The organism is Neolewinella antarctica, from assembly GCF_011927835.1.
GTDB classification, from domain to species: domain Bacteria; phylum Bacteroidota; class Bacteroidia; order Chitinophagales; family Saprospiraceae; genus Neolewinella; species Neolewinella antarctica.
On sequence record NZ_JAATJH010000004.1, the window covers coordinates 315,736 to 327,331 of the forward strand.

At 56.7% G+C, this 11,596-nt stretch carries 10 protein-coding genes; 4 read left to right on the forward strand and 6 right to left on the reverse strand.

Features of this window, described 5'->3' with window-relative positions; translation table 11 throughout:
- Positions 1-123: 123 nt before the first annotated feature.
- A complete protein-coding gene (locus tag GGR27_RS13540) occupies positions 124-1,539 on the forward strand; it encodes a tetratricopeptide repeat protein (protein WP_168038173.1) in 1,416 nt (471 codons plus the stop codon).
- A gap of 65 nt (positions 1,540-1,604) precedes the next feature.
- Here the strand turns inward: GGR27_RS13540 and GGR27_RS13545 are convergent, their stop codons facing one another.
- The 5 genes from GGR27_RS13545 to GGR27_RS13565 all read right to left on the reverse strand — a co-directional run bounded on the left by GGR27_RS13545 (position 1,605) and on the right by GGR27_RS13565 (position 6,279).
- Positions 1,605-2,123: an RNA methyltransferase gene (locus tag GGR27_RS13545; RefSeq protein ID WP_168038175.1), complete on the reverse strand. Its 519-nt coding sequence runs from the start codon at positions 2,121-2,123 to the stop codon at positions 1,605-1,607.
- A 23-nt stretch (positions 2,124-2,146) separates the two neighbouring features.
- Complete coding sequence (locus GGR27_RS13550; protein ID WP_168038177.1) at positions 2,147-2,641, reverse strand: FKBP-type peptidyl-prolyl cis-trans isomerase; 495 nt, start codon at positions 2,639-2,641, stop codon at positions 2,147-2,149.
- Positions 2,642-3,092: 451 nt separating this feature from the next.
- Positions 3,093-4,574, reverse strand: a complete 1,482-nt coding sequence (gene guaB / locus GGR27_RS13555) for an IMP dehydrogenase (RefSeq protein WP_168038179.1) — start codon at positions 4,572-4,574, stop codon at positions 3,093-3,095.
- A 210-nt stretch (positions 4,575-4,784) separates the two neighbouring features.
- On the reverse strand, positions 4,785-5,495 hold the full coding sequence (locus GGR27_RS13560) for a ComF family protein (protein WP_168038181.1): 711 nt from the start codon (positions 5,493-5,495) through the stop codon (positions 4,785-4,787).
- Positions 5,488-6,279, reverse strand: coding sequence for a porin family protein (locus tag GGR27_RS13565; RefSeq protein ID WP_168038183.1), 792 nt, complete (start codon positions 6,277-6,279; stop codon positions 5,488-5,490). The genes GGR27_RS13560 and GGR27_RS13565 overlap by 8 nt, the downstream gene beginning before the upstream one ends.
- 283 nt (positions 6,280-6,562) lie before the next feature.
- On the opposite strand from GGR27_RS13565, the gene corA reads away from it, so the two are divergent.
- From corA to GGR27_RS13580, 3 genes are all read left to right on the forward strand, one after another.
- Positions 6,563-7,669, forward strand: coding sequence for a magnesium/cobalt transporter CorA (gene corA / locus GGR27_RS13570; RefSeq protein WP_168038185.1), 1,107 nt, complete (start codon positions 6,563-6,565; stop codon positions 7,667-7,669).
- Positions 7,670-7,820: 151 nt separating this feature from the next.
- Positions 7,821-9,272 carry a TolC family protein gene (locus tag GGR27_RS13575; RefSeq protein ID WP_168038187.1) on the forward strand — a complete coding sequence of 484 codons (1,452 nt, stop codon included), beginning with the start codon at positions 7,821-7,823 and terminating at the stop codon, positions 9,270-9,272.
- 58 nt (positions 9,273-9,330) lie between these two features.
- The gene (locus GGR27_RS13580) at positions 9,331-10,677 is read left to right on the forward strand and encodes an HlyD family secretion protein (RefSeq protein ID WP_168038189.1); all 1,347 of its coding nucleotides are present in this window, start codon (positions 9,331-9,333) and stop codon (positions 10,675-10,677) included.
- A gap of 108 nt (positions 10,678-10,785) precedes the next feature.
- Here GGR27_RS13580 and GGR27_RS13585 read toward each other — a convergent pair whose 3' ends face one another.
- Complete coding sequence (locus GGR27_RS13585) at positions 10,786-11,541, reverse strand: DUF4292 domain-containing protein (protein WP_168038191.1); 756 nt, start codon at positions 11,539-11,541, stop codon at positions 10,786-10,788.
- Positions 11,542-11,596: the final 55 nt, after the last annotated feature.

Genomic DNA, 11,596 nt, shown 5'->3' on the forward strand with positions numbered 1-11,596 from the left:
TCAAACATAAACCAACAAACTATTTTATTTGCGGGCAACTTTTCTGCCGCTCAATTCGTATGTTTAAACCAACCGCCCGGGCGAACTCTCCCGCAACCCAAGCCGTGGCGGTTCCTACATTATATGAGCAACAAAAGAAACGAACAGCGCGATCTGGCCCTGAAGCAACTGGTTGCTAACTTCGAAGAGCAACTCAGTCAGCAAAAGACGCCTTTCCTGTCCCAGGAGCAATTTGAAGACCTACTCGGCTACTACTTCGACCGGGATGATTTCGACCTCACCCTCCACGCGGCCGACCTGGCCATCGAGCAACACGCTTACACGCCGGAATTCTACAAATGGAAAGCGCTGATTCACAAGATTAACCTGCAGGAACGCGAGGCTTTCGCCGCCCTGGAAAAGCTGGCCATTTACGCACCCAACGACGAGGAATGTCAGATGCTACGCCTGGAAATTTATGTGCATTTCGGGAAAACGACCGAAGCTAAAGAACTGCTGGATGTTCTCTACGCCCGCGTGGAAGGGAGGAAAAAGAAAAGCCTCCTGTTTTTCTTTCAGGGGCTGGTACTACTGCAGGAAGGTGACGTAACGGGTAGCTGGCACGCGTTACTCAAGGCCATCAAACTCGACCCCAACCAGGAGCCCGCCCTCGACGAAGCCCTCAACGCCGGAGAGTTCGACCACCTACGGGGTGGCCTCGGGGAGAAGCTACGCAACGTCCTCGACAAAAACCCCTTCAACCACCTCGTTTGGTACTATCTCGGAATGTGGTACGATGACTACGGCAACGATTTCAAGGCCATGGATGCCTTCGCCAACGCCCGCTCCCTCAACCAGAAAGAGGCCCGCTACGAACTGGATTACGCCGATAAGCTCTTCGACCTCAACCGCCACGAAGCAGCCCTGGCCGCTTACCAAGCTTACTTCGAACTGCCCGGTGCCGAGACGACCTACGAAACCTACATGCGCGTAGGCCGCTCTTACCAGATGCTGGATCACTTCGACCTGGCCAAGGAGGCCTACTTCCGCGCCGCCGAAGCGGACCCCCAGATGTATGACTGCTTCCAACACCTCGGTGAGTGCTTCGCCGCCGAAGGGAAATGGGGCATGGCGGCCCACAATTACGGCCGCGCCGTCGAGCTACCCGGCCACACCGCCGAATGTTTTCTCGGGCTCGGGCTGTGTCTTTCCGCCCAGAACGAAGCGGAGCCCGCCGAGATCGCCTACCAAAAAGCCATCGCCGCCGACGCCCGCTACAGCGACGCCATCGTGTCATTCGCTATTTTCCTGGTCGACAACGGCCGGGAAGGAGAAGGCCTGGACCTGATGCAGTCGAAGTTGAAGGAGTACGAAGATGCTAATCTCCTCTACGGCATGGTCGCCGTCTGCCTGGTCGCCAACAAGCGGTCCCAAGCTTTGGAGTACCTGAATGAAGCCCTGGCCAGTTACCGGGAAGACCAGGATATGTTACTGGAGTGGTACCCGGACCTGAGGAATGACCACGAGATCAATGCGATCTTTGAGCTGTATAAGTCGTAGCGAATTGTCGGGAAGTATCGCCCGTTTGGCGGCTTAAATCGGCTTTAGCTCCGTTAAAAACCTCATTACCCAGCGGAATGGTTGTTCTCGTTGCCGAGCTGCCCGACTACTAGATAAGCCGCCGTACCCAGCGCCACCGCCACGTTAAGCGAGCTGTTCTGCCCGTACATTGGCAAGTGAACGGAGGCGTCGACCAAGTCGAGTAGTTCCTGTGCAACGCCGCTTGCCTCGCTACCGGGGATCAGGATGGTTTTTCGTTCGCCCCGCCGCACGCTTGCGGGCAAGTTATAATCGATCAAAGAAACACTTTCGTCCGTCAGTTCCAATGCGAGCAGAAAATCCCCCGCTCGCCGTCGTTCCAGTAAGTAATCCACGGCCGACGGTTCGTATTTGAAAGCAACGGACCGGACCGTGGAGCGCGCCGTCTTGTTGATTTTATTGTTGGGCGGCACCGGGCTCACGCCACACAGCACGAGCGACGCACCGACCGCGTCAGCTAACCGGAAGGCGGAGCCTACGTTACGTGGGTCGCAAAAGTCCGCGCACAGAATTTCGAGTTGGTGCCGCCGCGCGGCGGTCTTCACTTCGTGGTGTTCTAGCTGGCGGATCAGTTAATTATTCCTACGAGTTCGATGTCAAAAACGAGGTCCGCACCGGGGCAGATGATGGATTCAGGGACGCCCCGGGCCCCGTAAGCGAGTTCGGAAGGAAGAAACAGAATGATCTCGCCGCCTTCTCCGATCAGCGGGATGCCAAGTTGCCAACCGGGAATGAGACCGCCAAGACCGAAAGAGTCCGGCTCGTCACCGCTGGGGTTCGTCTCATCAAATACTTGGGTCAGGTCCGTCAGTGAGCCCCTGTAGTTCACCGTAACACTGTCAGCAAGCGAAGGCCGCTGAGCATCGCCGGGTGCTACGATGATGTACTGAAAGGAAATGTCGCTATTCGGGACATCGAAAGTTTGTACGGGAAGATTATCCGTATTTCTTTCAGCAATCGCTTCTTCCAGCGTGGGGACTTCGCCACCACAGTCATTTTCGTCGCCACCACAACCCATCATTAAAAGGAGGGGAAGGAAGAGTAGTGCAGAAAGGTATTTCATAGTAGCGCAGTTTATTGGGGGCGGCAAAAGTACTTCCTTTCTGCACCACCTAGTAGCTGTTTTCGTGCGCCGGTACAATCGCCGTCAATATCACCGTTTTTCGCATTAGTTGTGTCAGGTGGCGTGGACGCAGGTGCCGGGCCAGGGACGGAGGGGAGCAGGGAGAATTGGCAAAGTCTACTCATTGCCCGTAGGTCAGTCTACTCGCGCGGCAAGTATGCTCAGTCAAATTCGCAATCTAATCTAATTGGTCTGCTGCCGAAGCAGCCTAAAGCAGTGACACACGCGTGAAGTGAGGTGTTCGCGATGGTGTTCATCTCTCCGCGCTTCTACTAAACAACCATGCACCCGCGACCGCGCCCACTCCCTTAGCTGCTTTGAAAAGAAAGTGAAATCCAGCAAAGGCTAAACCCGGTTCTGGTTCTTGTACCGTAACTCTCCCCGTAACAACCTACCGCCGCGAATAATTTGGCGCTTCCTTGGTAATCGTAATGTTGTGCGGGTGCGACTCCGCCATGCCCGCCCCGGAAATACGCGTAAATTGGGCCTTGGCCAATTCCTCGATCGTCGCCGCACCACAGTATCCCATGCCGGCCCGTAACCCACCGAGGTACTGATTGACGACCTCCGCCAAACTCCCCTTGTAGGGAATCCGACCCTCGATGCCTTCGGGGACGAGCTTTTTGACGTCGTCCTCCACGTCCTGAAAGTAGCGATCTTTACTGCCCTGGTTCATCGCACCGAGCGACCCCATGCCCCGGTACACCTTGAATTTCCGCCCGTCGTACAGAATCGTTTCGCCCGGGCTCTCGTCCACCCCGGCGAAAAGACTGCCCGCCATGATGGTCGAAGCACCCGCCGCCAGCGCCTTGACGATGTCGCCGGAATACCGGATACCACCGTCGCCGATGACCGGAACGCCCGTGCCCCGCAGTGCCTCGGTCGCGTTGAGGATCGCCGATAATTGGGGGACGCCGACGCCCGCCACGATTCGCGTCGTACAGATCGACCCCGGGCCAACACCGACTTTAACACCGTCCGCGCCCGCGTCGGCGAGTGCCTTGGCCCCCGCGCCCGTGGCGACGTTTCCACCGATAATCTGTAAATCGGGGAAAGCATCTTTCGTCCGCCGCACCGCTTCGAGCACGCCCCGGCTGTGGCCGTGCGCGGTGTCGATGGTGATCACGTCCACGTTGACGTTGACGAGTGCCTGGACGCGTTCGAGCATATCCGCCGTCACGCCGATCGCGCCACCGACGACGAGGCGGCCGTAGGAATCTTTACAGGCGTTAGGGTAATCTTGGACCTTGATGATGTCCTTGTACGTAATCAAACCTTCCAACTTACCGTGGTCACTGACGACGGGCAGTTTCTCAATCTTGTGTCTCTGCAAGATGTCTTTTGCCTGGTCGAGCGTAGTGCCGACGGGGGCCGTGATGAGGTTTTCCGTCGTCATGATCTGACGAATTTCCCGGTCGACGTCTTTCTCGAAACGGAGATCCCGGTTGGTTAGGATGCCTACGAGTATATTCTGGTCATTGATGATGGGGATACCGCCGATCCGGTGCTTCTGCATGAGCGCGCGGGCGTCACCGACGAGGGCATCCGCCTTTAGCGTCACCGGGTCGACGATCATGCCGGATTCGGACCGCTTCACCATCCGAATCTCCCCGGCCTGCTGGGCGATCGTCATGTTCTTGTGGACGATGCCGATACCCCCCTGGCGGGCGATGGCGATGGCGAGGCGACCGTCGGTGACGGTGTCCATGGCGGCGGAGACGATGGGGGCGTTGAGGCGAAGACCGCGCGTGAGTTGGGAAGAGAGGCTGACTTCGCGGGGAAGCACTTCACTGTAGGCGGGCAGGAGGAGGACGTCGTCAAAAGTGAGCCCTGGCTCGGCAAACTTCGCGGGGTAGCTTTGGTTGGATTCCATGCGCAAAGGTATGCAAACGCGTTATTATTCAATAACGGTGAGCGCCTAATCTCATTATCCGCGAAGTCGGGTCGCGTTTTGAACACACAAAGCACAAAAGGAAGTAGAAAAGCACAAAAGAGAAGTTAGTAGTACCCGTCGTAGTTCCGCCTTACCGTGCTTGTATTTTTCTTTTTGTGCGTTTTGTGTTCCCCTATCCCCAAACTGCTTTCATAACTGCGCCGCGGCCAGCGTGGCAATGCTAATGCGCAGGCCGGGGAATTTTTCCAAAAGCGGTTGCGCGCAGTAATCCAGCGTAGCGCCGGTGGTGACCACGTCATCCACCAACAGCACGTGCTGGCCGGTGAAATCGTGCTTGCCGACGGCAAACAAGTCCGCCACATTTTTCAGCCGGTCGAGACTACCGAGCGTGGTCTGCGAACCCTTGAAGTCCGTACGGATAAGGCCGTGTTCGCGGACGGGTAGGTCCATTTTCGCGGCCAGCCCGCGCGCGATGTGCAGCGCCTGATTGTAACCGCGTTTGCGTAGTCGTTTGCGGTGGATGGGCACGGGCACGATGGCGTCGAGGTCGGATAAAAACGCGTGGTTGCTCAGGTGCTCGCCCAGCATCTTCCCCAGTTGCTCGCCGACGTTGGGCCGGTTGTGGTACTTCAACGCGTGGATTAATTCTTGGCAAACGGAGCCGTGGCCGTAGTCCAACAGCGCGACGGCCGTCACGAGGGGCACGCGGCCGGCGAAGCGATCGGTCAGGTCGTTTTCGGGCAAGTTCCAGTAGTTGGTAAAGCTCAGGTTTGAGAAGCAGTGCAGGCAGAGGGGCGGCTCGGCGGCCGGCCGTATGGTCGTCTGACAGTTCAGACACAGGGTGGGGTAGAGGAGGCTGGCCGCGCCCTGGTAGGCGTCGATGAGCAGTCGCTTAATCAAGGTAATCCCATTTGCGGAGGAAACGGATGCCGACGGACAACTCGATGGTAAAGTTGCGGATCATACGCTCGCCGATCGTGCGCGTGCCGCCGCCGAAGGGGTCGATGACGTTGTCGATTGGCGCCTGGTTGTACTGGAAGTTGAGGTCGGGGTGGGCCGTGAGTTCGATGAACCCGGCCACCTTGTCGGACACCGGGAAAAGAGCGCCGCCGCCAAACGTAGCGCCGTAGGTGATTTCGTTGATGAAGTTCGGGCTATCAAAGGGGTAATTCGAGCGAAAAGAATTACCGAAAGTGTTCGCCAACTGGTCGTACTCCCCCAGGTTGTTACTCACGCTGTATTCCACGCGCACGCCGAGCAGGTAGTAAAGGTCGGTGAAGCCGGTGCGGGCCACCACCGATTTGGCCCCGACGCCCAGGGAGATGTTTTGAAACCGAAAGTCGTCCGCCGGAAGTGTCACCCGGTTGCCCGAAAAGGTGAACGCTCGCTGGCGGCTAATTTTACTGCCGCGCGTGTGGTAGCCGAGTTGCCCGTAAAAACTAAAGCGGCCGCCGGTGGGGATGGATTCCAGAAATAAGGCCCCGTGAAAGCCGGTCACGAATTCCGTCTCGATGCCCGTCCAGTCCTGATTACCCAGGCCGGGGCCGCCCTTCACGCCGAATAAATACCCGCCCCAGTCGACTTTGTACTCGCCGTACTCACCATAATCCTGCGCGGCTAAGGGGGAACCATAAACCATGCTCAGGCAGAACACGACGAAAAGTAGCGGTAACGTACGGAGCATGGGGGCAGTGACTTGGTGGGGCTAAGTTAGCGTACGTAAGCCAGGAACAGCGGTCCGGCAAAAATTGGGCGCGAGGTAGTAGCTTTTTGGCGCGGTCCCGATAGCTATCGGGAGTGCCGGGTAGCTGCGGATGGAGCAAGGTGGATCGCGCCGATTCTAAAGCGAGAAAGACAAGCATAATGACGGATGAGCGCTGGCTTTATCTCGCCAACGTTCCTTGCACCCCCCCGATAACTATCGGGGCCGCGCCCTACATTACGCCGCAAAACCACCCCAACCACACATGCGTACTACCAACCTCCTCCGCAGCCAGGCCGAAAAAATCGGTTTCAAACGCGCTAAATCCGGTGCGCCCCCGGGGACGATGGTCTACACCGGCCGCAAGGAAATGGACCAAACCCACGTCCACCTTACGCAATATGGCCCCGCGCAGGACCGGTTCGAACACCAGATGGCGGAAGACGCCATCCCCGATGTGCACGAAACGTTCGGCACCACCTGGTACGACGTGCGCGGCCTGCACGACGTCGAACTCATTGAGACCCTCGGTAAGCGTTACGACATCCACCCCCTGGCGCTCGAAGACATCGTTGACGTTCTGGCCCGCCCAAAAATGGAAGCCTATAAGGACGGCGTGCTGTTCCAACTAAAAGCATTCGCCTTCGACGAAGAGAAACGGCAACTGAGCGTAGAGCAAGTTTCGATCTACCTCTACGAAAATACCGTTTTGACCTTTCAGGAGGACGCCGGCGATCTTTTCGCCTCCGTCCGTAAACGCTTGGAAACTAAATCCGGGCGCATCCGCAGCCGCAGCGCCGATTACCTCGCCTACGCCCTGGTGGATAACGTAACCGACCGCTACTTCAACGTGCTCGACAAAATCGAAGAAACGCTGGACGCCCTCGAGGACGGCATCCTGAAACGGCCGGAGGTGAAAACGAAGGGGAAGATCCACGACCTTAAACTATCGCTACTCACGATGCGCAAAAGTATCAGCCCGCTCCGGGAAATGGTCGGCAGCTTCGGCGATTCCGACCACAAACTAATTACCGAGGACACGCAGCTTTTCGTGCGGGACCTTAAAGACCACGTCATCCAGGTCAACGACCTCATCGAAACGTACCGCGACGTGACGAATGGTCTTTACGACCTTTACGTGAGCGAGATCAGCTTCCGGACCAACTCGGTGGTGCAGACGCTAACGATTGTCTCCACCATCTTCATGCCGCTCAGTTTCCTGGCGGGTATCTATGGGATGAATTTCGAGTACATTCCGGAACTGCACGCGCGGCGGGGCTATTTTATCTTGCTGGGGGTCATGGTCACGATTGTCGTCGTCATGCTGTTTTGGTTCCGGCGGCGGGGCTGGCTTCAGTCGGGTGATGCCTGACGTTGCGCCGTGTTTTGTCGCCCGCGGGTGCCTACGGTGCTACCGAACGCAGACGGTGGGGGGCGTTCCGTCTAAAAATAGCCACCTTTCATAGATATAATTTTCTCCCGCCAACCTTCGGCTTAGCTTTGTATCCTACATCCGACCCACTATGCGCTTCTCAACCTTCTTAGCCTTTGCTCTTTTGTCCTGTACGGGCCTGTCCGCGCAGGATGCCTCCGGCCCCTGGACGCTGGAGCGCGCCGTCGACTACGCGTTCGACAACAACCTGCAAGTTCGCCGCCTCGACAACACTACTGAGATCGTTGAGCTACAGCGGCGGCAGGCAAAAAATGCCCGATTACCGACACTTGACGGCTCTACGAACGTGGGCTTACAACTCGGCCGGACCATCGACCCGACCACGAACACCTTCCTCCAGCAAACGATCGGCTTCCAGAACTACCGACTTCAGGGTAACGTCCTGCTCTACAACGGTGGCCGTATCAAAAATGGCCTCGTACAGGCGGAATTGGACTTAGCCGCGGCGAAGACGGACGCCCTCGTTACCCGCAACAACATCGGCCTCCAGGTCGCCAATAGCTACCTGACGATCGTGTTGGTACAAGAACAGTTGTCCAACGCCCGCGCTCAGTTAGATTTGGTGGAGAACCAATTGTCCAACACGGAAAAACTCATCAACGCCGGTGCGGTGGCGTCGGCTCAACGTTTTGACCTAGTCGCCCAGGTCGCCGCTAATCAGCGTACCATTGTTGAATTAGAAAACCAGGTCGTGCTGGGTAAACTATCGCTACAAATTCTTCTGGAGCTGGACCCAGACGATGACTTTGACATCGCCACGCCGGAGCTTAATCCGACGGAAGAACAACTGTTTCAAGAATATGATCTGCAGGAAGTAATGACATCCGCTAGAAATACGCAGCCAACTATCCGCGCGGCGGAGTTACGCCAGAAGTCAGCGGAGATGGAGCTGGATTTAGCAAAGGGCGGAATGCGGCCAACGGTCTCGCTGTTCGGTAATTTGAATACGAATTACTCCAGCGTCTCCAAAGATTTTCAGAATCCGGACGACAGTAACCTGGAGGTTGTACAAGGGCCAGATCTGCCCGTTGTCATCAACGGCGAGCCCGGAACGATCGCCCAGTTCAGTCAGTCGGGGTTGATCTTCCCCAACCTCAGTTACGTAGATCAGCTCGACCGCAACTTCGGTCAGTCCGTCGGCGCGGTGCTGAACGTACCAATATACAACCGGGGTACCAACAAATTAAACGTTCAGCTCGCCGAAGTGCAGCGCCTCAACGCGGGGCTGGACATCGAACAAGCCCGTAACCAACTGCGCAACGACGTACAGTTGGCGCTGGCCGATCTGCGTGCCGCCCGTCAGTCTTACCGGGCAAGTGAGGTGAGTTTTGAAGCCTCCGAAGCTGCATTCGAGAATACCGACCGGCTCTTCCGCGCCGGCGCGACGAATAGCCTCGACGTCGTGACGGCCACCAACCGGCTCGATCAGGCCCGCACGGAATTGACGCGCTCGAAGTTCCAGTTGATCTTCAACCGTCAGGTCATCGAATTTTACCTCGGCCGCGGTCTTACGCTTGATTAGCCAGTTAACGGCAATTCACTCTTTCCTCCCTTAATATCTACTATCTACCCCTTCCACCATGGCACGTAAAATTGTAATCGGCGTTTTCCTCCTCGTTATCATTGGCGTTATTGCCGCCGTTATTTTCGGCAATAACGACACCGAGGGCACGCGCGTCTACGTCTCGGAAGCCAAAAGCCGGGATATTCAGGAGCTAGTTTCCGCCAGTGGAAAGATATTTCCCCAGACGGAGGTGAAGATCTCCTCCGACGTTTCCGGCGAAGTCGTCGAGCTCTACGTGGAGGAGGGGGATAGTGTGCAAGCCGGTCAGCTGCTTGCCAAAATCGACGCCGATGCTTTTCAGAGCCAGGTAGCCCGTGGGGTCGCCGGCGTGAACAGTAACAAAGCGCAAGTATCTAATGCGCGCGCGCAAATTAATAGCCAAGAAGCCCAGAAAGCCCAGATCGAAGCCCAGTTGGCTAACGCCCAGGAAATCTACAAGCGCAACAAGGGCCTCACCGCTGACGGAGCCGTCAGCCAGGCGGAACTGGAAGCAAGTTCCGCTAACCTGCGTGGCTTGGAAGCTAACCTCCGTGCCGCCGAGAGCAACATCAAAGCGGCCGAAGAAAGCGCCCGCGCGGCGCAGTACGGCGTTGAATCCGCCCAGGCTACGCTGGACGAACTACGTACCGCCCTGCGTCGTACCACAATCTACGCACCCATGAGCGGTGTCGTAAGTCTCCTCAACGTTGAAGAAGGAGAACGGGTGGTCGGTACGATCCAGATGACGGGTACGGAACTGATGCGTATCGCTAACCTGAACGCCATGGAGGTACGCGTGGAGGTGAGTGAAAACGACGTGCCCTCCGTCAAAATCGGTAACATCGCCGAAGTGGAAGTGGATGCTTACCTGAAGCGTAAGTTCAAAGGCGTTGTGACCCAGATTGCTAATTCGAGTACCACCGCCGGGCTGTCCGACAAAGTCCTCAACTCCGATCAGGTCACCAACTTTGAAGTAAGAATCAGCATTGAGCCGGAGAGTTACGCCGACCTGGTCCGGGAGGGCAATGTCTATCCCTTCCGTCCGGGCATGTCCGCCGGGGTAGACATCTCCACCAAGGCCGCCAACGGGGTTGTCACGGTACCGGTGGAAGCGGTTACTACCCGGCAGAAAGAAACGGAGGACGCCGACGTAGTGTCAATTGACGATTTGGATGAGGTAGTCTTCCTGGTACGCGGCGATACGCTGCAGAAAGTGATCGTGTCTACGGGCCTCCAGAACAGTTCTGTCATTGAAGTAACGAGCGGACTAGCCGCCAACGATAAAATCGTGGCCGGGCCCTATTCGGAGCTACGTAATCTGAAGAGCGGAAAAAAGGTAACGGTCGTCGACAAGGAAGATTACTACGAAGAAGGCAAGGACTAATCTTTGATTTACACCAAGGTAAGCCCCTCCGGGACCTGGGGCTACTACGGGCCTAAGGTTTCGTGTAGCGTCAACGTGTTAGGTATCCAGTGCGAACAATAAAATTTACTAACGCTGGCGGAAAGGCATCGCAAACGGGCCACCCAGTTCTATCCGATTGAAGTCTAATTCTACGGACGCCTCGCCCGAATCTTCGGAGTCAACCATTACTTTGCGCTCGTACGCAAAAGCGCCTTTTCCTCTGGGCACGGCTTTAAAGTCAGCATTGGTAATGCTCACGCGGCGGTCCGTTCCTTTTTCGGCCAGGCTCATGCGCTGTAATTGATAATTACCGGCCGCGACGACGTAGTCCGTGACGTAGCGCGTGTCGGCTCCGCGCAGTTCGTAATACCCATCAACGGTTTTCAGGTCGAGGTTACGGGTGAAAAACACGGCGTTACCGAGTACAATTTCCTGCAGCAAGTCAAAGCGGGCGGGCACTTTGTACTTCTCCGTAATGTAGCTCAGGGGCTCGGCCGTGTAATCGCCATTGAGGCGGTTGTACACAAAAAATGAATCCGGGCGAATGAGCGCCCGCGCGCCTTCGAGGCCGAACTTCTTGACGCTCATCCAGATGGCCTTGTCGCGCTCCAACCGGATGGTAGCCGTACCGCTGATATTGAGTTTTTCGCTTGCGAGCTTGATCCTGGCGCTGCCCTCCATATACTGAGTGGTGAAAGCATTCTGCTCCATGGCCTTAATGACCTGGCTGGCTTTCGCCTTGCTCGCAGTGCCCGCGCCACCGGTCTTGCCCGCACCCTTGCGCGCGCCGCAGCCACTGGTGACGAGCGTGAGAAAGGCCATCAGGAAAAGTAAATTACGCATGGAGTCAGAAATTTATGGACAGGAAGGAGCGCCCCGATAGCTATCGGGATAGATG